The 23,645-nt window shown below is 64.2% G+C and carries 24 protein-coding genes; 16 read left to right on the top strand and 8 right to left on the bottom strand.

Going from position 1 to position 23,645, the window contains the following annotated elements; all coding sequences use genetic code 11:
* Window positions 1-378: 378 nt before the first annotated feature.
* The 15 genes from VM054_04825 to VM054_04755 all read left to right on the top strand — a co-directional run bounded on the left by VM054_04825 (window position 379) and on the right by VM054_04755 (window position 14,946).
* Window positions 379-1,125: a hypothetical protein gene (locus VM054_04825; GenBank protein HUT98383.1), complete on the top strand. Its 747-nt coding sequence runs from the start codon at window positions 379-381 to the stop codon at window positions 1,123-1,125.
* Window positions 1,126-1,166: 41 nt separating this feature from the next.
* On the top strand, window positions 1,167-1,637 hold the full coding sequence (locus VM054_04820; protein HUT98382.1) for a 4Fe-4S dicluster domain-containing protein: 471 nt from the start codon (window positions 1,167-1,169) through the stop codon (window positions 1,635-1,637).
* Between the two features lie 64 nt (window positions 1,638-1,701).
* Complete coding sequence (locus tag VM054_04815; protein ID HUT98381.1) at window positions 1,702-2,400, top strand: 4Fe-4S dicluster domain-containing protein; 699 nt, start codon at window positions 1,702-1,704, stop codon at window positions 2,398-2,400.
* A gap of 85 nt (window positions 2,401-2,485) precedes the next feature.
* Window positions 2,486-4,294 carry an FAD-binding protein gene (locus VM054_04810; GenBank protein HUT98380.1) on the top strand — a complete coding sequence of 603 codons (1,809 nt, stop codon included), beginning with the start codon at window positions 2,486-2,488 and terminating at the stop codon, window positions 4,292-4,294.
* A gap of 24 nt (window positions 4,295-4,318) precedes the next feature.
* Window positions 4,319-5,326: a hypothetical protein gene (locus tag VM054_04805; protein ID HUT98379.1), complete on the top strand. Its 1,008-nt coding sequence runs from the start codon at window positions 4,319-4,321 to the stop codon at window positions 5,324-5,326.
* Between the two features lie 25 nt (window positions 5,327-5,351).
* Entirely contained in the window at window positions 5,352-6,203 is an 852-nt protein-coding gene (locus VM054_04800) for a hypothetical protein (protein ID HUT98378.1), read from the top strand.
* Window positions 6,204-6,209: 6 nt separating this feature from the next.
* Window positions 6,210-6,890, top strand: coding sequence for a cytochrome b N-terminal domain-containing protein (locus VM054_04795; GenBank protein ID HUT98377.1), 681 nt, complete (start codon window positions 6,210-6,212; stop codon window positions 6,888-6,890).
* Between the two features lie 4 nt (window positions 6,891-6,894).
* On the top strand, window positions 6,895-7,962 hold the full coding sequence (locus VM054_04790; GenBank protein ID HUT98376.1) for a hypothetical protein: 1,068 nt from the start codon (window positions 6,895-6,897) through the stop codon (window positions 7,960-7,962).
* Window positions 7,963-8,017: 55 nt separating this feature from the next.
* Entirely contained in the window at window positions 8,018-8,545 is a 528-nt protein-coding gene (locus VM054_04785; protein ID HUT98375.1) for a DUF2062 domain-containing protein, read from the top strand.
* 139 nt (window positions 8,546-8,684) lie between these two features.
* Window positions 8,685-9,650 carry a PhoH family protein gene (locus VM054_04780; protein HUT98374.1) on the top strand — a complete coding sequence of 322 codons (966 nt, stop codon included), beginning with the start codon at window positions 8,685-8,687 and terminating at the stop codon, window positions 9,648-9,650.
* Complete coding sequence (locus VM054_04775; protein ID HUT98373.1) at window positions 9,647-11,887, top strand: HDIG domain-containing protein; 2,241 nt, start codon at window positions 9,647-9,649, stop codon at window positions 11,885-11,887. Before VM054_04780 ends, VM054_04775 begins: the two co-directional genes overlap by 4 nt.
* A gap of 75 nt (window positions 11,888-11,962) precedes the next feature.
* On the top strand, window positions 11,963-12,439 hold the full coding sequence (gene ybeY / locus VM054_04770) for an rRNA maturation RNase YbeY (protein HUT98372.1): 477 nt from the start codon (window positions 11,963-11,965) through the stop codon (window positions 12,437-12,439).
* A 147-nt stretch (window positions 12,440-12,586) separates the two neighbouring features.
* The gene (locus VM054_04765) at window positions 12,587-13,273 is read left to right on the top strand and encodes a diacylglycerol kinase (GenBank protein HUT98371.1); all 687 of its coding nucleotides are present in this window, start codon (window positions 12,587-12,589) and stop codon (window positions 13,271-13,273) included.
* Window positions 13,274-13,286: 13 nt separating this feature from the next.
* The gene (locus VM054_04760; protein HUT98370.1) at window positions 13,287-13,736 is read left to right on the top strand and encodes a hypothetical protein; all 450 of its coding nucleotides are present in this window, start codon (window positions 13,287-13,289) and stop codon (window positions 13,734-13,736) included.
* 64 nt (window positions 13,737-13,800) lie between these two features.
* On the top strand, window positions 13,801-14,946 hold the full coding sequence (locus tag VM054_04755) for a family 10 glycosylhydrolase (protein HUT98369.1): 1,146 nt from the start codon (window positions 13,801-13,803) through the stop codon (window positions 14,944-14,946).
* On the opposite strand, the gene VM054_04750 is transcribed toward VM054_04755, so the two are convergent.
* The 4 genes from VM054_04750 to VM054_04735 form a co-directional block, all read right to left on the bottom strand.
* On the bottom strand, window positions 14,927-16,069 hold the full coding sequence (locus tag VM054_04750; GenBank protein HUT98368.1) for a diaminopropionate ammonia-lyase: 1,143 nt from the start codon (window positions 16,067-16,069) through the stop codon (window positions 14,927-14,929). The two genes, VM054_04755 and VM054_04750, sit on opposite strands and share 20 nt — an antisense overlap.
* A gap of 113 nt (window positions 16,070-16,182) precedes the next feature.
* Window positions 16,183-16,506 (bottom strand): hypothetical protein, encoded by a 324-nt coding sequence (locus VM054_04745; protein HUT98367.1) that lies wholly within the window; start codon window positions 16,504-16,506, stop codon window positions 16,183-16,185.
* 12 nt (window positions 16,507-16,518) lie between these two features.
* Window positions 16,519-16,929: a hypothetical protein gene (locus VM054_04740; GenBank protein HUT98366.1), complete on the bottom strand. Its 411-nt coding sequence runs from the start codon at window positions 16,927-16,929 to the stop codon at window positions 16,519-16,521.
* Window positions 16,930-17,089: 160 nt separating this feature from the next.
* Window positions 17,090-20,074: a valine--tRNA ligase gene (locus tag VM054_04735; GenBank protein ID HUT98365.1), complete on the bottom strand. Its 2,985-nt coding sequence runs from the start codon at window positions 20,072-20,074 to the stop codon at window positions 17,090-17,092.
* Window positions 20,075-20,344: 270 nt separating this feature from the next.
* Here VM054_04735 and VM054_04730 point away from each other — a divergent pair, with 270 nt between their 5' ends.
* Complete coding sequence (locus VM054_04730; GenBank protein ID HUT98364.1) at window positions 20,345-20,872, top strand: hypothetical protein; 528 nt, start codon at window positions 20,345-20,347, stop codon at window positions 20,870-20,872.
* A 50-nt stretch (window positions 20,873-20,922) separates the two neighbouring features.
* On the opposite strand, the gene VM054_04725 is transcribed toward VM054_04730, so the two are convergent.
* The 4 genes from VM054_04725 to VM054_04710 all read right to left on the bottom strand — a co-directional run.
* Window positions 20,923-21,792, bottom strand: a complete 870-nt coding sequence (locus VM054_04725; protein HUT98363.1) for a permease-like cell division protein FtsX — start codon at window positions 21,790-21,792, stop codon at window positions 20,923-20,925.
* 168 nt (window positions 21,793-21,960) lie between these two features.
* Window positions 21,961-22,818 (bottom strand): CsgG/HfaB family protein, encoded by an 858-nt coding sequence (locus VM054_04720; GenBank protein ID HUT98362.1) that lies wholly within the window; start codon window positions 22,816-22,818, stop codon window positions 21,961-21,963.
* Window positions 22,819-23,111: 293 nt separating this feature from the next.
* Window positions 23,112-23,420, bottom strand: coding sequence for a nucleotidyltransferase family protein (locus tag VM054_04715; protein HUT98361.1), 309 nt, complete (start codon window positions 23,418-23,420; stop codon window positions 23,112-23,114).
* Between the two features lie 12 nt (window positions 23,421-23,432).
* Window positions 23,433-23,645, bottom strand: a 213-nt coding sequence (locus VM054_04710; GenBank protein HUT98360.1) for an AAA family ATPase, incomplete at its 5' end; no start/stop codon positions are given.

Genomic DNA, 23,645 nt, shown 5'->3' with positions numbered 1-23,645 from the left:
GCTGGGCTCCAAGTACATCCTGTCCGTGCGCGGGGTGGACGTGTCGGACGCCAGGGTCGTCCTGAACGAGACGGCGGAGCACACCGGGGCGGTGGAGGAGCTCTCCGAGGTGGTCAACCGCCTGGCGCGCAAGGTGGCGGGCCAGGCTGGCGGCATGTGACGGGATTCGGAGGGGTCGCGGGGCCGGGCGTTTTTCTCTCCTAATCGGCCCGCGAAGGCGGGGGTTCCGCCGGGGGGCGTCATCTGGTAGCATTGAAGTTCCGGTCGGCCGCCCGACGGTGGATGCGAGAATACGACGGTTTCTATCCCCCCAAAAACGCGTTGGTCAGAGGCCTGTTCGTCAACTGAATGATCAACGAGCCCGGGGAGGGTGATTAAATGCGAAAAGCATTCCTGCGCGCGGCGTGTACGGCGACGCTCTACGTGTTCCTGGTGACCTCCTGCGCCACGCAGTACCAGAGGATAACGGGCTTCGTGCCGACGGCGAAGCCGGGCGCGGCGGCCTCCTCCGGCACCCTGCGGGTCGAGCCGCTCATCGTCACCGGCCCGACCAAGTACGCCCGGGACATGGGCGAAATCATCACACAGCCGCCGCCACACGTGGAAAATCTCGAGGAGTACCTGACCCAGGCCACGGCGGATTACCTGGGAGCCGGCCGCCTCTTCGGCGGGGTGTCCGCCGAGGGAGAAGCCGACTACGTTCTCACGGGCAACCTGTCCAGCTTTTATCTGGCGGTCCGCACGCCGACGGGCTGGATAATCCTGGCCATCGCCGGTTCCGCCGCCTTCGTCGTCGGGATAGGGGCTTTTGGCATCTACGTCATCGCCAACATCGCCACATGTTCCGAGATCGGTTTCCCGGCCTGGATCTGGTGGACCATGGGCGGGGGAGCCGCAGCTACCGCGGCGGGCACCATCGGCGGTTTCGCGAGCGAGTATCTGGCCGGCGAGATGGTGATAGACTACGCGCTCACCGACGGCGGAGGGCGGACGGTCATGAGCGGCACATATACCGGCTACGCCGAGGACGCGGACCTGGAGGCGTACAACCGGGTCGTCTCCGCAGCGACCAACGACTGCCTGGGCAAACTGGCGACGGACCTCGCCGCGGCCCTGGCGCCTTAAAATCACACGCCCCGAGGGGCGTCTTCGAGCGGTCAACGAACATGCCAGCCATCAAAGAACGCGACCTGAAGAAAATCCAGCGGACCCTGGACCGCATCTTCGACATGAAGGAGCCACCGGTGGCGCGGACCAGGCTCCTGTCCACCGGCATGGAGCTCTACAACCGCCTCCACTCCGAGGGGCGGGACCTCGCCTCGGACAAGGGTTGCATCGCCTGCGGCAACTGCGTGGATTCCTGCCCCGTACTGCGGCGAGAGCCGGAGAGGCTGGAGCGGACGGCCCAGCGCACCTCCATGGCGCTGGAGTCCATCGTGGGCGAGGACTGCGAGCAGTGCTACTCCTGCGCCCTGGCCTGCCCCCAGACCGACCTGGACATCAAGCAGTACATCGTGGACAAACGGGTGGTGGAGACCCTGCCTAAGAGCAAAACCCTCAACCAGTTGGATCGCTACTTCGCCGCGCTCATCGGGCTCCTGTTCGGCATCCTTCTGGGCATCCTCATCGCCTGGTAGGCCGGGTTTTCCCTAGCCGGGACCGCTTTCGTTATCAACCGCAATTAAACCTGGAGCAAGAGTCATGGGTGAAGAGGGCAAAGCGAAGATGATAGACATCTACATCATGGGCAAGAAGTACCAGGTGCCCGAGACGCTGACCATCCTCAAGGCGATAGAGTATTCCGGCTACCAGTTCATTCGGGGCTGCGGCTGCCGCGGGGGCATCTGCGGCGCCTGCGGGACGGTGTACCGCACCGCCGGCGACTACAAGCTCAAGAGCGGCCTCGCCTGCCAGACCGTGGTCGAGCCGGAGATGTACCTGGCCCAGATTCCCTTCTACCCGGCCAACAAGGCGACCTACGACATCGAGAAGCTGGAGCCCACGGCGGAGGCCCTCATCGAGCACTACCCCGAGCTCTTGCGCTGCATGGGGTGCAACGCCTGCTCGAAGGTCTGCCCCCAGGACCTGGAGGTGATGGAGTACATGTCGGCGGCGATGAAGGGCGACCTGGAGCGGGTGGCCGAGCTCTCCTTCGAGTGCCTGATGTGCGGTCTTTGCGCCAGCCGCTGCCCCGGCGAGAACGTGCAGTACAACATCGGCATCCTCGCCCGGCGCCTCTACGCGCGCCATCTGCGTCCCCTGGCCCCCGACCTCGCGGCGCGGGTCGAGGAGATAAAAAACGGCAAGTACGACGAGGAGCTCGAGCGACTGATCAACGCCGACGACGCGGAGATCGAGCGACTCTACAAGGAGACACAGGCCGACCGTGAGCCGAACTGATCGTCCATCGCAAAAGGCATGGGATCAGCCCCCAGGTGAAGGTGTGCGCCACTCTACCCGAGATTCAACGCCATGAGGAGTTTTGATGGGTTACACGCCCGAGCTTAAGGAGCTCATCGAGAAGGTTGCGGCCACGAGGCCGAAACGTATAGCCATGCGCTTAACGCCCAAACGCATCGTCGCCTACCGGGAGGAAAAAGGGCCCTTCCACGACATCCGCGAACTGACCCGCGTACTCGGCGTTGACGCGGAAATCTACGAGGCCATTAGAGGCCAGGTGTCCCTCACCGACGAGCCGGGCAAGACCAACATCAACACCGCGGACGCCCAGGAGCTGGCCAAGCTGGACGGTATCGGCTACTTCAAGCCCATGACCATGGAGGAGAGGGACCGCATCCTGAAGAAATTTCACCCGGACTACAAGGACACCGGGATGCGCGAACTCAAGGTGGGGCCGAACAGTGGCGAGCGTGTACCCGACGAGTTCGCCGACCTCATCGAGGCCCACTCCATCCTGGCCGACACCCAGGTGGACCTCGAACGGGTGCACCGCAGCGTGGACGTGCTGGTTATCGGAGCCGGGGGCGCCGGAGCCGCGGCAGCCCTCATAGCCCAGGAGGAGGGAGCCAAGGTCCTCTTGGTAACCAAGCTCCGCCACGGCGACTCCAACACGGTCATGGCCGAAGGCGGCATCCAGGCGGCGGACAAGCCCCAGGATAACCCGGTCATCCATTTCCTCGACGTCGTCGGCGGGGGCCACTTCTCCAACGACCGGGAGCTGGTCGCCGCGCTCACCAACGACGCGCCCCTGGTCATCGAGTGGCTCGAAAGGCTGGGCGTCATGTTCGGGAAGGACGCCGAGGGAGTCATGTACACCCTCCACGGCGGCGGCACCAGCCGCAAGCGCATGCACTCGGCCGGCGACATGACCGGCGCCGAGATCATGCGCACGCTCCGCGACGAGATACGCAACCGCCCGGAAATAGAGGTCATCGAGTTCTCCCCGGCGGTCGAGTTGATCCTGGACGACGAGGATCGTTGCTCCGGGGCGGTGCTCAAGAACATGGAGACGGGCGAGTACCTGGTGGTGCGGGCCGTGTCAACCATCCTGGCCACCGGCGGCCTCGGCCGGCTGCACATCCAGGGATTCCCCACCACCAACCACTACGGCGCCACCGCCGACGGGCTGATTCTCGGCTACCGGGCCGGGGTGAAGCTGCGCTTCATGGACTCCATCCAATACCATCCCACCGGGGCGGCGTATCCGGAGCAGAACATAGGGCTCCTAATCACGGAGAAGGTCCGCGGTCTGGGCGCCGAGCCGGTCAACCGGGACGGCGAGGACTTCGTCTTCCCCAGCGAGCCCCGCGACGTGGAATCATCGGCCATCATGCGCGAGTGTCTGGAGCGCGGCAAGGGCATCCTGACCCCCACCGGCCGTCAAGGCGTCTGGCTCGACTCGCCCATGATTGAGATCATCCAGGGGGAGGGCACCATCCAGCGCGAGCTCCCGGCCAAGTACAAGCAGTTCATGCGGCACGGGATAGACATCTCCAAGGAGCCGATGCTGGTGTACCCGACTCTGCACTACCAGAACGGCGGGCTGGCGATAAAGCCCGACACCTCGACGGAGGTCCCGGGGCTCTTCGCCGCCGGCGAGGTCGCCGGTGGGATACACGGGCGCAACCGGTTGATGGGCAACAGCCTGTTGGACATCACCGTCTTCGGGCGTCGCGCAGGGGTATCCGCGGCCAAATACGCCCGCGGCGCCAAGGTGGGCGAGCTCACCCTCGGGCATGTGGAGAAGTACGAACGGGAGTTGAAGGAGGCCGGCGTCGAGACCGACCGCCGGAGCCCCATGCTCCTGCCCGATTACCGGTACAAGGCGGGCTAGCCCCCGAGCGGCGGTTTTACAAGGATGAAACGACTCCCCGTCTACATTCTGATTCTGACCGCGGTCTCGGGCCACGCCCTGGACCTGGACCTGACGTGGAACCCCGAGACGAACCAGAACGTCATCGGCGTCGTGGACGACTCCGGGGTTTTTCACCACCGCTACGGCAGCGATCAGGAGCTCGAGCTGGCCGGTCTCGCGGAGGGGGATGCATCGGGGGAACGTGGCGAGGTCCTGCGGTGGGACCCCGCGGGCGGGTACTACGTCCAGGGGAAGCGGTGGAGTTGGGTCATCTCGGGGGACCCGTGCCCCGGCGACGGTCCGTACGAGCTCCTGCTGCACTGGGATCCGCAGACCGGCGGCTTGAATTTTTTCGTCCTGGACGGGGCGGGGCAGCTCTACGCTATTACTAAAGTGAGCTGGAACCCGAAGGGCGAACCGGTCCCGGGGCCGCCGCCCTACTATTTATCATCCGCCCAGGACCCGAAGGTGGCCGGAGTATTCCCCATCGTCCTGGACGGCGAAGGCCAAGTGTGGTTCTACAACTTCTACAACTACCCCCAGCCGGACTGGGAGCTGCTCCCCGATATGATGCATCGGGCGTACACCGGCGCCGCCCCCACCGATTTCCTGGCCCTGACAGGCCAGGACGTCACCGCCCTCGGGAAGACGGGCCTCTACGTGGTAGACGAAACGGGCCTCGTCAGCCGGAGCACCGAGACAGGCTGGGAGGAGTTCGCCCGAATCCCCGGCGGCGAGGCGCCCTACAGACTGGACGGCTTCGTGCAATCGGTCGAGGGCGGGGCCAAAGCCTTCCTCCCGGTCCTGGACAGCGCCGGCCAGCTGTTCCTTGCCCGGGATGACTTGTTCGTTGAGTACGGCGAGCCGATCGGAGGCACGCCCCCCCTTGACCTGGCCGTGTACTGGGTAGTGGACTGCGGCACGTACAGGGTTTTCGCCGTGGACTCCAACGGATCTCTCTTTCTCCTGAAGACCGACGGAGAATGGGTGACGCTCTGCAATTCCTTCTGACGAGGTAAACGGGACCTTGCGTACAATGAAAACCATTCTCTTGCTGACGGTGGTCCTCGCGGTGCCGGTTTTTTCCGCGAGGTTAAGCGCCGTCTACATCCCCGACTCCGACACCGACGTCATCTTCGCCCTGAACGACGCCGGGCAGCTCTACCAGGGGAAGACCGAGGGCTGGGGCGCGGTGAACACCCCCTGCCCGGGCGACGGTCCCCGCGACCTATTGGTGCTGAACCGGACCGACGTCCCCGGAATGGTCAACATCTTCGTCCTGGACTCCGCGGGCCAACTCTACGAAGTCAACGGCGACGAGTGGCGGATCGAGGGGGACGCCCTCCCCGGGGAAAGCCCCTATAGCCTCGGGGGTTACGCGGACGCCGACGGCGCGGTGGAGCTCTATGCCCTCGACTCGGGGGGCCGGCTCTGGCGGTACGGTGACGCCTGGGAGGTCTTCGCAACCCCCATCATCGGAACGCCACCCTATGACCTGGACGTCCTGCACTACGCCCCGACCGGCGTCACCCTCTTTTTGGCCGTGGATGCCATAGGCGCTCTCTATACGCGCTTCGAGGAGAACTGGGAAATCCACGCGGTAACGCACGACACCGTGGCCGCCCCGTATTCCGTGACCGGTTTCTACGAACCGACGTCCCTGAACGTCTTCGTCATGGTCATGGACGGCGAGGGACAGGTTCGCTCCGACGAGGGGGGCGGCTACGTCACCCTGGGGGAACCCTTCCCCGGTGATCCGCCCTTCGAGGTAGCGTCCCTGGTCCACGAGGGCGAGGACCGCTACTACATCGCGGCGCTGGACGGGACTGGCGGGTTACGCGTGATGCGCGAGAACGGCGGCTGGGAAACGTACTTAGACTCCTTCTAGGGTATCATGTCCGAAGCCACCCGTGAGAAGATAGGCGAGAGCCGATGGCTGAAGTGGCTCGACGAGCGTTTCCGCATGAAGCGCTGGGTCGTCGAGGCCATGAAGAAGCCGGTCCACCCCTGGGCCCGGAAGTGGTACTACTGCCTCGGCGGGCTGACCCTGGTCACCTTCCTGGTCCTGGTGGTCACCGGGCTCATCCTCCTCCAGCACTACCGGCCCACGCCCGCGGGGGCGGCGGAGTCCATCGGCTATATAATGAACGACGTGTGGCTGGGCTGGCTCGTCCGGGGCATCCATCACTGGGCCGCCAACGTGATGATGGTTTTGATCGTGGCCCACATGGTGCGCGTCTTCCTCACCGGAGCCTACAAGAAGCCGCGCGAGTTGAACTGGATCGCCGGCGTGCTGCTCCTGGTCACCACCGTCGGGTTCTACGTCTCCGGTTTCGTCCTCCCCTGGGACCAGCGGAGCTTTGAAATCGCCTCCGCCATCGTCGGGGCGCTCAAGCAGATACCCCTCGTCGGCGACCTCCTCGCCGGAATCGTCACCAGCGTGACGCCGGTGGGCGGCGAGGCTCTGGGGTTCTTCTTCGACAACCACGTGATCGTGCTGCCCCTGGTGATATTCATTTTACTCCTGTTCCACTTCGTGATGATCCGGCGCCAGGGCATCGCCGAACCGCTGTAATCCGATGGCGAAACCACCCTCAAAGCTTATCAAACGCAAGGAGAAGGAGCCGCCCAAGGACAAGCCCTTCTTCCCCGAATTCGCCATGTTCGAGCTCCTGGTGGGGCTCATCCTGGTGGTCCTCCTGGTCGTCGCCGCTCTAATTTGGCCCGGGGTCGCCGGACCCGCGGCCGATCCGTCGGGGGGCGGCGAGCCCGAAAGCTTCATCTTCCACGAATTCAACGCCCTTCCCGACTGGCTGGTGGCCGTCGGCATCGGCCTCGCCACGGGCTTCGTCATACTGCTGTTCTTCATCCCCCGCCTGGACCCGGGCGACCGCCGGACGGTCAAGGCGAAGCGGGTGACGGCCGTCCTCGGCGGCCTGTTCATCCTGGGCTGGCTCGGCCTCTACGCGGCCTACGGTTTCTTCGCCGTCCCCCAGGGCTCCAACAACACGCCGGGAGCCGAGTGGGGACTCTGCTACCGTTGCCACGGCCACTGGGAGGGTCCGCGGAATCCGGTGGGCATCGCCGCCCGGGGGGCGGTGCTCGATGAGAACTGCATGACGTGCCACCTGGACGACCCCCGGCTGGTGAACTACTTCTGGCACGCCGAGGAGCGGGTCACCGCCGAGGGCGAGGCGACTCCCGCCGGCCTCTTCCCCGGCGCCCACCGCTGCTCCGACTGCCACAACCCCCACGCGCCGAAAGGCCGGCCGGTGACGCCGGGGGATACGCGCATGGACAAGATGCGCGCCGGCGGCAACCACTATGTCTTCGGCTACCGGCGGACCCCGTCGGACGAAGCGCACCCCTCACTGCCGGTGAGCACCTGCTTCCGTTGCCACGAGTTCGGCTTCCAACGCGGCGGAGCCCTCGAGGTTTTACTCGAATACCCCGACATGCGGCTGGTGGGCGAGCATCCACCGCTGGGCGGCCGGGGGTGCCTGGCGTGCCACGATGAGCTGACCGAGACCGGGGCGGGCGGGATCAACTGCCTCTTCACCGCGGCGGACGGCGACGTACACGGCCTCTACGGCGTCCAGGGCTCGGACTGCACGGCGTGCCATACGGTGACGACCCCCGGGGAATAGGTCAATCCGCCGTCCGAATCACAACCTCGGGGCTCCTCGACGAGCCCCTTCTGACATGACCGAAAAGAGGAAACCCAGGCGCCTCAAGGGCGCGAATCTCCGGCAGCGGACGAGGCGCTGGCTCCGGCTCCAGTACCTCCGCTTCCTGCGTTCCGACGCCTCGCCCCACAAGGCGGCCATCGGGCTGGCCGTGGGCGTCTTCATCGGCATCTTCCCCACCTTCGGCCTGGGGGCGCTCCTGGCCCTCGGCTTGGCCTTTCTCTTCCGCTTCTCCAAGGTGTCCGCCGTCGTCGGCTCGGCCATCATGAACCCCGTCACCTCCCCCTTCTTCTGGGGCCTGTCCTTCACCCTGGGCTCCTGGTTCACCGGGGCGGAGGTGGGCGGTCTGGCGCAGATGCTCGACGAGGGGAAAATTTGGACCGCCGCCGGCGACGTCGTCTGGACCTACCTGGCCGGCAACACCGTCCTGGCCGTCGGGCTGGCCCTGGTATTCTACTTCCTGGGGTATAAGGCGGTCGGGGCGTACCTAAAGAAGCGCGCGCTCCGCCGTCCATCGAGCCTCCCCGACCCCGCCCCCCGGTGACTCCAATCCCCGTCGGTTGCCTATCCCGCGGCCCTGGGGTATAATTCAGGCGCAACACCGGCTCCGGCTCAGTCTTGGGGCGGAGTAACTTCGAGTGCCGGGGTCCGCCCCGGCGCGAAACCAACCCCCGAGAACGACCGTGCGGACGACGACTCTGGATTTGGACCTGAACGGCCGCTACGCCGAGCTCTGCGGACCCGCCGACGCCAACCTGCGCCTGCTGGAGGAGCTCACCGGCGTGCGCCTGGTCCTGCGGGACGACCGGGCCACCCTGAGCGGCGACGAGGAGGCGGTGGCGGCCGCCGGAGACCTGCTGACCCACCTCGCGCTGGCGGCGGCCAGGGGCCACACCGTGACCGAGGTAGAAATCCGGGCGGCGGTGGCCAACCTCGAAGAACCGGTCCACCGGCGGCAGGGCTTCGACGAGGTCGTGGGCACCGACATCCCCGTGGGCGCCCGCAGGATAGTCAAGCCGCGCACCGCCGGGCAGAAGCGTTTGATAGAGGCGCTCTTCGCCCACGACATCACCCTGGCCATCGGTCCGGCGGGTACGGGGAAAACCTACCTCTCCGTGGCGACGGGGCTCTCCTACCTCCACCGCGGTGCGGTCAGCCGCCTGGTGCTGGCCCGTCCGGCGGTCGAGGCCGGGGAGAGCCTGGGCTACCTGCCCGGGGCGCCCGAGGAGAAAATCGCGCCCTACCTGAGGCCGCTCTACGACGCCCTCTACGCCATGCTACGGGGCGAGCGCATCCGCAACCTCATCGAGCACGGAGTGATCGAGATAGTTCCCCTGGCCTACATGCGCGGTCGCACCCTGGACAACGCCTACGTCATCCTCGACGAGGCGCAGAACTGCACCCAACCCCAGATGAAGATGTTCCTCACCCGCCTGGGGCAGAGCAGCCGGGCGGCGGTGGTGGGGGACATCACCCAGATTGACCTCCCCGACCCGGCGGCGAGCGGGTTGGTCCTGGCCCAGAAAATCCTCGCCGGGATAGACGGCATCGCCTTCGTATACCTGACCAAGGCCGACATCGTCCGCCACGGCCTCGTGGCCCGCATCGTCGAGGCCTACGAGCACTTCGAGAACGAGCCTACGGGATGAGCCGGGAAAATAAAATCCAGCCCCTTCGCCTCTCCGGGCCCGACGTTTTCAAGCGGCTCGTCATCGGCGTCGGGATCATCACGGTCCTCGCCGTGATAACCTTCCCCTCAAAGACCCTCTACTCCTTCGATCTCCAGGTGGGCGACGTGGCGTCCGAGGACGTCATCAGCCCGATCAAATACCCCGTGCTGAAAACCCCGGAGGAGCTCGAAGGCGAGCTCGCCATAAAACGCGCCTCGGTGCGCTCGGCTTACGTTTACTCCGAGGACGAGCTTCAGGGGAGCTGGCGCGAGTTCGCCAACCTCATTGACGACCTCAAACAGGCATTCGAGGAGCCGGGGGGGGCGGAGGCGCAGGGTTACAAAGATCTGGCGATGAGTCTGGAGGGGCGCTATCGCCTCTCCATCTCCACCGAGCTCTTGAGAAGGCTGGACAGGAACGACGAGCTCTTCGACGAGCTAGCCAACCTCCCCCTTAGCCTGCAGGACACGTTCAAGGGGGGGGTAATCGCCGATCGGAAACGGCTCTCCGAGGCGGACATCGCCAACGGCATTCTCCTGCGCTACCCCGGCGACGAGCTCTACTACGGGTTGAACTACTCACAGATCGCCGATCTCGAAACGGTCCGGGGGGAGACAACGGACCTCTTGGAGCCCCAGCTTAATTCGCCCGAGCTGACCGAGGAGCTCGTGACGCTCGCTGTGGGCTTTTGTCGCCCGACCATCTACCTCGATGAGGAGGCGACCCGGGAACGCCTGGAAGCGGCCGAGGCATCGGTGGACCGCGTCGCCTTCTGGGTGAGCGAGAACGAGCGAATCGCCACGGACCACGAGGTCGTCACCCCGGAGGTGTACCGCAAGCTGGAGGCCCTGGAGGCCTTCCGCACCAGCCAGGGCATCGTTTACGTCACGCTGGGGCGGGCGGCGATAATAGCCGTGTTCCTCTTCATCTTCGGCTTCTTCCTCTACAAGTACCGCCGGGAAACCTTTTCGGACACGCGGTCCTGGATACTCATCGGCCTGGTTTTAATCCTGACCGTCGGTCTGTCCCAGGCGCTGGTCACGGCCTTCTTCCAGCGGGTGCCCCAGATCGGATACCTCCTGCCCGCCGCCCTGGCCGGGGTGCTCCTGGCCACCCTCCTGGACGTCTCCATCGCCGTCGTCGGCGTGCTGGTCACGAGCGTGCTTCTGGGGCTCTTGACCGGCTTCGAGGTCCGCTACCTCTTCGTCTTTCTGACCGGCGGGCTGGCGGCGGTTCTTTCGGCCAGCACACTACGGCACCGGAGCTCGCTCTACTGGATTTCCCTCAAGGTGGCCGGGGCCAAGTTATTGATCATCGCCGCCATCGGCCTCTCCGTCTCCGACACCTGGTCCGCCACCCTCTCCAACGCCGTTCTGGGCACCGTGGGGGCCATCATCGGCGTTTTCCTGGCCAGCCTCGTCCTGCCACTCTTCGAGAACCTCTTCCACGTCACCACGCCGGTCAAGCTCCTCGAGCTCTCCGACCTGAACCAGCCCATCCTGGCGCGGCTGAAACAGGAGGCGCCGGGCACCTTCTACCACAGCCTGAACGTGGGCATACTGGCCGAGGCGGCGGCGGGGGCCGTCGGAGCCAACGCCCTGTTGGCCCGCGTGGGGGCCTACTACCACGACATCGGCAAGCTGACCAAACCGGAGTACTTCTCCGAGAACAACCCCGAGCAGGCGTCCAAGCACGAGAACCTCTCGCCCTCGATGAGCACCCTGGTCATCAAGAGCCACGTCAAGGAGGGGATCGAGCTGGCGAAGCGGCACCGGCTCCCCCGGGGCATCGTGGACTTCGTCGAGCAGCACCACGGGACCGGCCTCATCAGCTTCTTCTACCAGCAGGCGCTCCGCCTGGACGAGCACAAGAGCCTCGACAAGGACGACTTCCGCTACCCGGGTCCCCTGGCCCAGTCCAAGGAGACGGCCATCGTCATGCTGGCCGACGCCGTGGAGAGCGCCAGCCGCACCCTGTCGAACACGAGCGTATCCGCCATCCGCCTCCTGGTGCGCAACGTCGTGAACTCGCGGTTCATGGACGGTCAACTGGCCGAGTGCGACCTCACCCTGGCCGACCTCTCGACCATCAGCGATTCCTTCGCCAGCACCCTCACCGGCATACTCCACTCCCGGGTGGAGTACCCGGAGGATATTCCGACTAAGGACGCCGACGACGAGGAAGAGGACAAAGATTCCGAAGAAGAAGAGGTTTGAGAGGACCGCGCGGCAGCGGATTAAAAGTGGAACGCCGATCCCGCGCCTGAAGAACAACCGACCGGGGGAACGCGGTTGAGCCGGAACTACGAAGTCCTGATACACGACCACCAAAAGGTGGTCTGGATAGACCCCGAGCTGCCCCGGCGGGCGGCGGTGCTGACGCTCACCCTCGAGGAGGCGCCGGAGCGCAGCATCGCCGTCGTGCTCTTCGACGACGTCCAGATGGCCCGGCTCAACGAGACCTACACCGGGACGGGCGAAACCACCGACGTGCTGGCCTTCGATCTGCAGCCAGGCGGCGGGGAGGATCCGCCCGGGGAGGAGCCGGAGCTCCTGGGAGACGTCTTCGTGAACGTGGAGGCCGCCGTGCGACAGGCCCGGGAGCAGGGCCACAGCCTGGGGCGTGAGCTGGCCATCCTCGTCGCCCACGGGGTGCTGCACCTGTTGGGATACTCGGACACCGATGTACGGGGGCGGGACGAGATGATGGCCAAGGCGGTGTTGACGGCCGACCACGAGTGGCTGTCCGCCTATACGAAGAGGGTTTGAGGATTGCCGATGCCCCGGTAAAACGAAGCGAGGCGAGTTACGCCCCGGCATAAGGTAAAAGCGCCCGGTGGAATGACCAAAGGTACGATTGCGCCCGAGGGGAAGAAGCCAGAGCGGCGTCGGAGCACGATCGGGACAAAGCCCCGGATGTCCCAGTCCTTCAACAACGCCCTCGAGGGGATAATCTACACCCTCAAGACCGAGCGCAACATCCGCGTCCACTTCCTCGTCGGCGTCCTGGTCATCGCCGGGTCGCTGTTTTTGAACATAGACCGGAGCGACCTCGTCCTGCTCATCCTGTCGGTGGCTTTCGTCCTGGTGACGGAGCTCATCAACACGGCGGTGGAGAAGGCGCTGGACCTGATGACCACCACCTACCACCCCCTGGCCAAGCTGGTGAAGGACATCTCGGCGGGGGCGGTCTTCATCGCGGCCATCACGGCGATCATCGTCGGCTATCTGGTCCTGTTCAAGGATCTGAAGCCTCACATCTTCTCGGCCATCCGCGCCGTCAAGGGCAGCCCCGAGTACGTCACCCTGATCAGCTTCACCCTGGTGATAGTGCTGGTCATCCTGGGCAAGGTGCTGGTCGGTCGCGGGGCGCCGCTCCACGGGGGGATGCCCTCGGGCCACTCCGCGGTCAGCTTCGCCGTATTCGCCATCGTCACCCTGGTGACCGAGAACCCGCTGGTGTCGGTGCTCGTGTTCCTCCTGGCGCTCATTATTGCCGACGCCCGCATCCGTCGCGGCGTACACACCTGGAGAGAGATCGTGGCCGGGGCTCTTTTAGGCATCGGCATGGTCACCCTGAACTACTGGCTATTCCTGACTTAAACCAAAGCCTATCATGAAAATACGCCTATTGACAATCGCTCTCCTCGTCGCGGCCCTGTCCACGGTGGCCGCCGAGGCGGATGACTACGAGCTGCCGGCCAACGAGAGTGTGCTCTGGGGGTACGCCAACGAGCTCTTCGACCTCACCCGCGCCTACGGAATCGTGGCCGAGAAGACCGACGAGGAGATTCTGGCCCTCTTCCCCCGGACGAAGGACCTCCTGGAGCGCCTCAACGCCGACCTGTCCTTCTGGATCGCGGACTTGACCGACCGCGGGATTCTCGACACCCCCGGGGACGTCAACGCGGCGCTGAAAAACCTGATCTACGACATCTTCGATAAGGTGTCCACCACCATCGCCGTCTTCCTGGACGGACAGTACGAGCGGGGGGCGTATTTCATCGCCTCGCTGCGCCGCAACTGCGAATCGCTGACCGAGTACTTCCACTACCTGGGGTATTAAAGCCGCCCCGGCGGTTACAGCGGGCGAGGGCCCGTCCGCCCATCCACAAGGATTGCCCACCGGCGTGAAGCGGGCAGCCGCGATTTTATTGTTACACGCCCTCCTGACCTCGGCGACGGCCGGGACCGAGCCCGTCGTCGAGGGGAGGGGGCTCTGGATTCCCGCCTGGGAGCTCACCAGTCCCGCCGCCGTCCGCAGCGCAATCATCCAGGCCGCCGAGTACCGCTTCAACGCCGTCTTCGTCCAGGTGCGCTACCGCGGCGACGCCCTGTACATCCCCCACCGCTACACCTCCTACTACGCCAACCCCGAGCCGCGCTCCATCTATATGAAGGGCCGGCCCGAGGACTTCGACCCCCTGGCGCTGGCCGTGGAGGAGGGCCACGCCTGGGGCCTGTCGGTCCACGCCTGGGTCACCTGCTTCGAGGTCACCGGCGGCTTCGCCCCCAAGGACGAGAACCACGTGGTCAACCGCCATCCCGAGTGGGTCTCCTGCGACCGGTGGGGGAACCGGATGGGCGTCGGGCACCGGGCCTGGCTCGACCCGGGCATCCCCGAGGTGCGGGACTACACCGCCTCGGTGCTCCTGGACATCGTGTCCAACTACGAGGTGGACGGGCTGCACCTGGATTACGTGCGCTACGAGGGCCCGGACATGGGCTTCGCGCCCATCGCCGTCAGCGAGTACTGGGTGCGGACGGGGCTGAAAGCGAACCCGGAGGACGAGGAGTGGAATACCTGGCGGCGGGACAACGTCACCGACTTCGTGGACCGGGTGCAGCGCGAGGCGCGGGAGATAAACCCGGAAATAATCATCTCGGCTGCGGTGTTCGCCGACCGCGCCGGGGACGCCTACGACGGGGTGTGTCAGGACTGGGGCCGCTGGCTGGAGGAGGGCCTGATAGACCTGGCGCTCCCCATGTCCTACTCGCTCAACGCGGATAAAATCGGGCGGCAGACGGCGGACGCCGTGACGCACGCGGGCGACGGCCTGGTCTACACCGGCATCGCCCTGCGGAATTATAACGACGGGTCGAAGCCCCTGGACCCGGCCGTGGTGCGGTCGCACATCGAAGCCGTCCGGGCGGCGGGCGCGGACGGCGTGACGATTTTCAGCTACACGGATTTACGGGAGATGATTCTGGCCGGGATGACCCCCGACGACCTCTTCACCGCCCCCGCCGAGGAACCTAGCCCGGAGGAGTGGTAGCCCGGGCGCCGACGATTTTGGAAAAACCCGCCGGGTCGGTGTCGCCCTCGGTGTTGACGAGAAGGACCCGCGAAGTTGCGTCCAGGCCCAGGAATCCCCTGGGCTCTTCCAATTCCGGGGTGCGTAGAAGGGCGAAAAGCGCGGCCAGCCCCGCCGCCCCCGACTCGCCGGAGATGACACGCGGGTCGCCGTCCAACGGGAGGAAATAGGCCCGCATCGCCTCGCGGGCGTAATCGTCGGTCAAGGTGAGGAAGAGGTCCGTCCCGGCGGCGAGAATCGGCCAGGCCAAAAGCGACGGCGTGCCGCAGTTCAGCCCGGCCATGATGGTTTCCGCCCCCGGAAGGCTCACCCGCCGGCCGGCCCGCGCCGAGGCCAGGCAGCAGTCCGCCCCCACCGGTTCCACGCAGACGATTTTCGGCATCCGGTCGCCGTAGCGCCCGGCGAGGTAGGCGACCGCCGCCGCGGCCCAGCTCCCCACACCGGCCTGGAGGAAAACCGCGTTCACACCGGGCCCGCCGGGTGGGAATAATTCTTCCTCCAGCTCGCGGAACATCGTGACGTAACCGGCCATGATGCGGGCCGGTATCTCGACATAAAGCTCCCAGGCGGTGTCCTGGACGAGGACCCAGCCGCGCTTTTCCGCTTCGCGGGCGGCGGTGCGCACCGTGGCGTCGTAGTCGCCGTCCACGACCGTCACCCGGGCGCCAAAATCCACGATGCGCCGGACGCGGGCCGGAACGGTCCCCCGCGGCATGAAGACCTCGGCCTTTTGATCGAACAGCCGCGCCGACCACGCCACCGCCATGCCGTGGTTCCCGTCCGAGGCGGTGCAGAAGACGTGGTCGCCGGGATTATCCTCTATGTAGCGATGAATGGCGTAGGACGCGCCCAGCGCCTTGAAGGCCTTGGTCCCGAAGCGGTGCGCCTCGTCCTTGACGTAAAGGGCGGCCAGGCCGAGCTCCGCCGCCAGCCCCGGTAATTGGAGGAGCGGCGTTGGCGCGTAACCGGGGATTTTCCGGTGGAAGTCGAGGGCGTCCTCACCTAAGCAGAACTGCGCGACGGGGGATTCCAACACCCCCGCCGGGTTTCTCGGGTTGATAAAGAAGTCGCAGGCTTCTCTCACGAAGTAACCCCTTTATTCGAGAGCGATTCTACGGTGCTGTTTCCTCGGGGTCAACAAAAGGCGGGTATCAAACCCGCCCTTGAGAAAAAGCCTGATTTCCGAACCTCGTTCCGTCATAACAGCGCGGTGATGGCGATCTTGACCAGGAACTCGAGCACGCCTTCGAAGAAGTTCTGTGTTCTGGCTTGGGCGATGCCGGCTTCACTGAGGAGTTGCCCATGAGCAAGCGATTTAAGGCTTTTCACCAACCACTCGAGCTCCTCCCGGTTGAGCTCGCCCCGTTGATACTGGCCCAACCATTTCTCCAACCTCCCTTCGATCTCGATGCAAAACTTTTTCGAATCCGAGAGGGCTTCTTCAACAAAACCTCCCAGGTACTCCTGGGCCAATTCGGGAATCTTCTTGAACACCTCTTCGAAAAGCTCTTCAAGGCTCATAATTCACCCCTTTCACTTGCAACGTTCCTCTTCGACATTGATGATCTGGTCGAAGCTCTTATCAACCACCCACTTGGCTTCCTCGATGAACGTAGCGCCGAGGATGCCTTTGGTTTCCCATCGCTCAATAAACGCGCCCAACTGATTCGTTTCGGTATCGAGCAGTATGCGCCACTGGTCAGTCAACGTCTCGTTGCAGCACTTGGCGGCGTTATCTGCCAGAGCCGCCTTCAGACGCGTCGTCAGAGCCTCCACTTCGGTTTCGTGGTCCGTGAAAGGCTCCACGGCCTTCCCCATGAGCTCCAGCGAATCCACCTTTAGCAGCTTGGCCTCCGCCAGGGCCGCAGGATCGCCGGGGACGCATCCCGTCGTGAGCACGGCCGTTACAGCCAGCAGGCCCAGTAGCATCCAAAACCGACGCATCTTTCCTCCTTTTGTCTGGTGATGACTATAAGTATCATGCCAACAAAGACTTACACGGAAGCTATAAAAATACTACCCCTCCGACGGACTGTCAATATAAAAAAGGGCGGGTACCAAACCCGCCCCTGTTCGAAAACCCGCTACCCGAATCTCCATTCAGTTATAACATCGTGGCGATAGCAATCCTGATCATAAGCTTGAGTACACCTTCGAAGAAATTCTGTGCTCTGACCTGGCCAATACCGGCCTCACTGAGAAGTTGGCCTTGGGCGAGGGATTTCAGGCTCTTCAACAGCCACTCGAACTCCTCCCGGTTGAGCTCGCCCCGTTGGTACTGGCCCACCCATTTATCCAGCCTCCCCCGTATCTCCTCGCAGAACTGACGTGAATCCGCGAGGGCTTCATTCAGAAAACCACCCAGGTGCTCTTGAGCTAATTCAGGAATCTTCTTGAGCACCCCATCGAAAAGGTCATCGGTGCTCATCCAGAGCATCTCCTCCACCTGCCGCAGGTGCCGTTCCAGTGCCTCGAGCTCGGCCGCCAGCCGGTCCCGCTTCTCCTCTTCACCCCTGACGACCTCGGCGGGGGCCTTTTGCCTGAACTGGGCGTCGGCCAGCTTCTTCTCGACTTTGGACAACCGCTCGCGGACCTTCCCCAGCTCCTTTTTCACGCGCTCCAGCTCGGCGGTGAAGTCCACCACCCCGGCCAGCGGCACGTAGAGCTCCACGTCGCCCTCCACGCCCACGGCGGCCCCCCTGGGCTTGACCACCTCCGGACCGGCCTCGATTTCCACCACGCCGGCCAGATTTGCGAAGAAGCCTGCCTGGGCCTCGACCAGGGCGGCCAGGTCGCCGTCGGTGGTCTTCACCAGGAGCTTGACCTTGGCCCCGGGCGGGACTCCCATCTCGCCCCGGATGTTGCGCACGGCGTCTATCAGCTTCTGCAGCCGCTCCACGTGCTCCTCGTCCCCCGCGTACCCCGGCCAGTCCTCGTGGTCCTCCCAGGGCGAGACCATGAGGTCCGCGGGCGCGTTGGGGAACAGGCGGTGGAAAAGCTCCTCGGTGATGAAGGGCATGATCGGGTGCAGGAGCTTCAACAGCAGGCGCATCCCGTGGAGCGCCACCGCGAGCGCCACCCCCTTGGCCTTGGGGTCGTCGCCGTAGAGGCGCGGCTTGACGAGCTCCAGGTACCAGTCGCAGTAGTCGTGCCAGAAGGCCTCGTATACGAGGTGCGCCGCCTCGTTGAAGCGGTACGCTTCCAGCGCGTCGGTCACCTCCCCGGCGAGCCGGCCCAGCTTGGAGATGACCCAGCGGTCCTCCAGGGTGAGCTCGCGGTCGTCGGGCAGCTCCCCGGTGGTGAGCGGAGCCTCGTCGGCGAGGCGGCTCCCGGCGAGGTTGAGCTGGAGAAAGCGGGCGGCGTTCCAGACCTTGTTGGCAAAATTCCGCCCCACGGTGAAGCGGTCCTCCCACAGCCGCACCGACTGCCCCTGGCCGGTGAGAATGACCAGGGTGAAGCGCAGGGCGTCGGTTCCGTAATCGCCGATGACCTCGCGCGGGTCCACGCCGGTCCCCAGGGATTTGCTCATCCGCCGGCCGTCCTGGGCCAGGACGGTGGCGTGGAGGTACACGTGGCTGAAGGGTTTCTCCCCGCGGAAGTGCATACCGCTCATAATCATCCGCGCCACCCAGAGGTAGATGATGTCCGGCGCGGTGGAGAGGACGGCGGTGGGGTAGAGTCTCTTCAACTGCTCCTCGTCGTCGGGCCAGCCCAGGGTCGAGAGCGGCCAGAGCGCCGAGGAGAACCAGGTGTCCAGGACATCCTCATCCTGGCGCAGGGCTCCGCCGCATTCAGGGCACCGCTCGGGCGTTTCTATCTCCACCACGATTCCGCCGCAGGCGTCGCAGTGCCAGAGCGGCATCCGGTGGCCCCACCAGAGCTGGCGGCCTATGTTCCAGTCCCGCAGGTTCTCCATCCAGTCGAGGTAGACCTTGGTCCAGCGCTCGGGGATGAACTTCACCTCGCCCCGCTCCACGACACGGATGGCGGGCTCCTTCAGGGGGCTCATGTCCATCCACCACTGCTCGCTCACCAGCGGCTCGATGGTCTCGTGGCAGCGGTAGCAGGTGCCCACCGAGTGTGAGTAATCCTCGGTTTTTTCCAGGAGGCCCAACTTATCGAGGTCGGCGACCACTTTTTTCCGGCATTCCAGGACGCCGAGCCCCGCGTAACCGGCCCCTGCGTCGGCGGTCATCCTTCCCTCGAAGTCTATGACCACCACGCTCGCCAAGCCGTGACGCCCGGCCATCTCGTGGTCGTTGGGGTCGTGGGCCGGGGTCACCTTCACCGCCCCGGTGCCGAAGGCGGGGTCCACGCGCTCGTCGGCGATGACCGGGATGCGCCGTCCGGTGAGCGGCAGGTCCACCTCTTTGCCGATGAAGGATTCGTACCGCTCGTCCTCGGGATGGACCGCCACCGCCGTGTCGCCCAGCATCGTCTCCGGCCGCGTGGTGGCCACGACGAGGCCCCCGTAGCGTACATACCACAGGTGGGAGCTCTGGTCCTCGTACTCCACCTCGAGGTCGGAGATGGAGGTATGGCAGCGGGTGCACCAGTTGACCATGCGCACGCCGCGGTAGATCATCCCCGCGTCGTAGTACGCCTTGAAGGCGGTGCGCACCGCCCGGTTGAGCCCCTCGTCCATGGTGAAGCGCTCCCGCTCCCAGTCGCAGGAGCAACCCAGAATCCTCAACTGCTCGACGATTTCGCGGCCGTACTGCTCGCGCCAGGCCCAGCAGCGGGCGATGAAGGCCTCCCGCCCCAGGTCGTGCCGGGTCAGCCCCTCGGCGGCCAGCGCCTGCTCGACCTTGTTCTGGGTGGCGATGCCGGCGTGGTCGGTGCCCGGCTGCCAGAGGACCTTGCAACCCTGCATCCGCTTGAAGCGGACGGTGATGTCCTGGATGGTGTTGTTCAGGGCGTGGCCCATGTGCAGGGAGCCGGTGATGTTGGGCGGCGGGATGACCACGGTGAACACCGGCCCCGGGGCGTTCTCGTTGAGACGGAAATGCCCCTCCCGCTCCCAATGGGAGTACCAGCGGGACTCGATCTCCGTCTGGTCGTACTTTGAGGGAATAGTCTTGTCGGTCATGGCTTCGTCTCCCGGATGAAGAGATTGGGCGACCGGCGCCCATCGCCGGACCGTCGGGGTTCAGCTCACCCCGGCGACCGTGCGCGGCATCGCGCCGCCCCCCTTTCTCCGGAAACCTTCGGCTGTCGTCGTGCTCTTTCGCATGTCGGCGCCAAGTTTACGGGGCCTCCCCGAACCTGTCAAGGGCGGCGCCGAGGGAACCATTTCCGGGAGAAACGCGTTTCGGTGATGTATAACCTTCTTCAAACCTTAATGTACCGGAGGTTCGCCGTGAAAGCGTTCTGCGCGGTGCTGGCCTCGGTCCTGGCGACGGGCTGCCTGGACCTGAGCTCCATCGAAATACCACCGTGCGTTTCACCCGGGGAGCGCTTCCCCGTGACGCTCCACGTGATGGCCGACTCCGACCAAACGGCCAGCGGCTTCCTCGGCGTCCTGACGCCCTCCGACTGGTCGGTCGTGGCGGAAGGGTACGTCGGGTACGCCGCGGGACGGCTCGAGCCCAGCCGGAGCTGCTCCGCCTGGCTGGAGTTCAACGACCCCGCGCCGGACGGTTGCCGCTGGTCGGGCTTCGTCACCGACCGGGCCCTCACCGGGCGAGGCGCATACCACGCCGACCTCTACCTCCTGCCGGACGACCGGAGCGGCGACCGGCGGCTGGTTTTCGTCGTCGGCGCCTGCGAGGGACCGGCGGGATCGGTGTGGGAGGAGTTGGACCGGCGCGAGGTATGGGTTCGATTGGTGGGAGACGCCGGGACCGTCCGTCTCTCCTGGGGCCGGTTGAAGGCGCTGAACGGATAATAAAAAAGCGGGGAGCCGCCTCCCCGCCATTCCAGCGTATCAACGTATTATCACTTCGCGCGGTGGACGTGGCCTGCGGCGGCGAAGAAGCTCCCGATGACGCCGACGAGCGCACCCAGGCCCACCAGCCCCAGCCACCACTCCCAGGGCAGGAATACGCTCGCCCCGACGAGCCGGCCCACCGTGGCGTAGAGGACGTAAACGAGCAGCACCCCGATTGCCCCTCCCAGGATTCCCACCAGAAAGCCCTCGACGACGAAGGGTCGCCGGATGAAGCCGTGCGTTGCGCCGACGACCTTGAGAATCGTTATCTCATCCCGCCGCATGTAAACGGAAAGCGCCACGGCGTTACCCACCACCAGGACCGAGGCCAGCGCCAGCACCCCGCCGATGACCAGCCCCCCCAGCCCGGCGATGCGGACGATCTCCGACAACGACTCCACCCACTCCCGCCCGTAGGAGACGCGGGTCACGCCCGGGACGAGCTCGAGCTGCTCGGCGGTCTGGGCCAGACGCTCGTCGGTGCGGTAATCCGGGGTCATCGTGAGGCGGAACGAGGCCGGAAGGGGGTTTTCCTCAATCTCGGAGAGGAGGTATTGGTCCTCGCCGAGCATGATGCGAAGCTCCTCGAGGGCCTCGGCCTTGGACACGTAGCGGACCGCCTCGACGCCGGGAAGGCCGGTAATGGCGGTCTCGATGTAGGAGAGCTCGGTCGTTGTGGGGTTGCCGGCGATGTACGCCTCGACCTCGACCTCGGCGCGGGCCTCTTCCACCAGGAGTTGGAGGTTGCGCACGATCAGGAGCACGACGCCCAGGACCAGGATGGAGAGGACGACGGTGAGCACCGCGCCGGCGCTGCCGGACCCGCCGCGCCGCAGGCCGGAGAACCCCTCGCGGATGTAGTAGCCTAAGTTACCCATGCGCCGCCATCAGTGGGAGGAGGCCCAGGAGGAGTAGGAGACCAGGGGGTGATACGCCCCACTGTAAACGTTGATGGTCCCGGCTTCGTAGAGCATGGTATGGTCGCCTGTCTGCTCGCCGGTCACCCGACCGGTAAATCACCGAAATTATACGAAGTTATTGACTGCTCATTTAACATGAACTTCGCCAGCCATATCATCAGCAACAGCCGAATAATAATAGTAATCCCCAGCTTCATTAAATACATGAGACCATGTACGGCCCTGAAAATCTGAAGGATTATATGGAGGAGATGAGTAAGACCCGGTTTCCCAATCAATCGTCGTCTTTATCCTAGGAACATCTGAATATGCAGCATTTAGTATGGGAGAAGAGAAGAAATCAAATGTAGCGGTATTTTCAAAATAACTATTATTTACAAACCACAATTTTGTACCTACTTCAATTGTAATTTCAGACGGAAGAAAGGAGAAATCATCTATTATCACCATATTGACACCCAACACCATATATTCATCAGATGTCGTAGCCATGAGGGCCGTTTCGCTTTTTGAAACGTAAATATCCCTTTCCGGCAGTTCAATTTCGACGATATTTTTGACTATCGTGCTGCATGCATCCCATAAGTCATTGACGCTTCTAGCCATTTCTACCGCGGCGCCCACGACAAGAGATGTTTCAACGCTTACCAACCGAACCGCTATGGAATAACTGCCTGAAATCTGATTAACGCTGCCTATGCCAACGTAATCTGCCCCTACGATTCTACCTAACTCAACGGCTGTATTAGCGTCGACAATACCCGATTGTTGGAAAGCCAGCTCCTCCATAACCTTTCCAATTTGAGCCCGTTCAACCATAGCAAAACTATAAGAGGATACCACCTCTGTACGAAACGTCTCTGAAATAGCTCTGACTATACCAGTATCGCAGTTAATCGCTTCGAGGTCTAGAAAAGCCACAACAGGTGCCTCTGCAATGGAAACTGATATCGCCAGCAAGATGAGCAAAGCAAGCCTTTTCATGGTAACCCCCTTTATTCAGCCAAGACCAGGATGGAGAGCACGACGGTGAGGACCGCCCCGGCGCTGCCGGTACCGCCGCGCCGCAGGCCGGAGAACCCCTCGCGGATGTAGTAGCCCAGGTTGCCCACGGTCAGTCCTCGCCGAGAAAAGACTTCATTGTTATATGCAGCGTCGTCACGTCGTTCTTTACAGCGGAATCACGGCCACTCGGCTCTTTCAAGCAGGCTTCGGTCGACTACTAATGCGAGGGCGTCCATTGCCATCCCCAAACATCCATCGAAAAGCCAACGCCGTCAGGCGGTAAATATCACCCGAGCCGTATTCAGTATCTCTTTTTTTCTGTATGGATTTTCGCTCTCCTCCACGGCCATCCGGTTCCACAGGTCCACCTTCCGCCCGAAAATTTCCGCCAGCTCGTCCTCCATCTGGACGTGGTCCAGGATGGTCCAGTGAACCTCGGGCTCGAAGCGGGCCAGAAGGTCGATATCGGAATCCGGGCCGAAGTCGTCGCGCAGCGCCGAGCCGAAAAGCGCCACCTCGGTAATCCGCCACCGGCGGCAGAACTCCTCGAGCTTTTCGATGTAGGGTTTGATGTAGAACATGGTTCGGGTCCTCTACTGCACCAGCACCCGGCCGGCCTCGATATGTATGGCGCGCGCCTCGATGCGCTTGACCATCTCGTAGTTGTGGGTGGCCACGATGACCGTGGTCCCGCGCGAGGCGATTTTGCGCAGCAGGTCCATGATTTTCTGCGAGAGGTCGGGATCCAGGTTGCCCGTCGGCTCGTCGGCCAGCAGAAGCTCGGGGTCGCCGGAGATGGCGCGGGC

The sequence above is a fragment of the bacterium genome, from assembly GCA_035528375.1.
Classification (GTDB): domain Bacteria; phylum RBG-13-66-14; class RBG-13-66-14; order RBG-13-66-14; family RBG-13-66-14; genus RBG-13-66-14.
This window is presented reverse-complemented; position numbering and strand designations above follow the sequence as displayed.

Coding starts and splice junctions, on each gene's coding strand:
- VM054_04825 (HUT98383.1), top strand. CDS start 379: ATGCGAAAAGCATTCCTGCGCGCGGCGTGTACGGCGACGCTCTACGTG.
- VM054_04820 (HUT98382.1), top strand. CDS start 1,167: ATGCCAGCCATCAAAGAACGCGACCTGAAGAAAATCCAGCGGACCCTG.
- VM054_04815 (HUT98381.1), top strand. CDS start 1,702: ATGGGTGAAGAGGGCAAAGCGAAGATGATAGACATCTACATCATGGGC.
- VM054_04810 (HUT98380.1), top strand. CDS start 2,486: ATGGGTTACACGCCCGAGCTTAAGGAGCTCATCGAGAAGGTTGCGGCC.
- VM054_04805 (HUT98379.1), top strand. CDS start 4,319: ATGAAACGACTCCCCGTCTACATTCTGATTCTGACCGCGGTCTCGGGC.
- VM054_04800 (HUT98378.1), top strand. CDS start 5,352: ATGAAAACCATTCTCTTGCTGACGGTGGTCCTCGCGGTGCCGGTTTTT.
- VM054_04795 (HUT98377.1), top strand. CDS start 6,210: ATGTCCGAAGCCACCCGTGAGAAGATAGGCGAGAGCCGATGGCTGAAG.
- VM054_04790 (HUT98376.1), top strand. CDS start 6,895: ATGGCGAAACCACCCTCAAAGCTTATCAAACGCAAGGAGAAGGAGCCG.
- VM054_04785 (HUT98375.1), top strand. CDS start 8,018: ATGACCGAAAAGAGGAAACCCAGGCGCCTCAAGGGCGCGAATCTCCGG.
- VM054_04775 (HUT98373.1), top strand. CDS start 9,647: ATGAGCCGGGAAAATAAAATCCAGCCCCTTCGCCTCTCCGGGCCCGAC.
- VM054_04765 (HUT98371.1), top strand. CDS start 12,587: ATGTCCCAGTCCTTCAACAACGCCCTCGAGGGGATAATCTACACCCTC.
- VM054_04760 (HUT98370.1), top strand. CDS start 13,287: ATGAAAATACGCCTATTGACAATCGCTCTCCTCGTCGCGGCCCTGTCC.
- VM054_04745 (HUT98367.1), bottom strand. CDS start 16,506: ATGAGCCTTGAAGAGCTTTTCGAAGAGGTGTTCAAGAAGATTCCCGAA.
- VM054_04740 (HUT98366.1), bottom strand. CDS start 16,929: ATGCGTCGGTTTTGGATGCTACTGGGCCTGCTGGCTGTAACGGCCGTG.
- VM054_04735 (HUT98365.1), bottom strand. CDS start 20,074: ATGACCGACAAGACTATTCCCTCAAAGTACGACCAGACGGAGATCGAG.
- VM054_04725 (HUT98363.1), bottom strand. CDS start 21,792: ATGGGTAACTTAGGCTACTACATCCGCGAGGGGTTCTCCGGCCTGCGG.
- VM054_04720 (HUT98362.1), bottom strand. CDS start 22,818: ATGAAAAGGCTTGCTTTGCTCATCTTGCTGGCGATATCAGTTTCCATT.
- VM054_04715 (HUT98361.1), bottom strand. CDS start 23,420: ATGTTCTACATCAAACCCTACATCGAAAAGCTCGAGGAGTTCTGCCGC.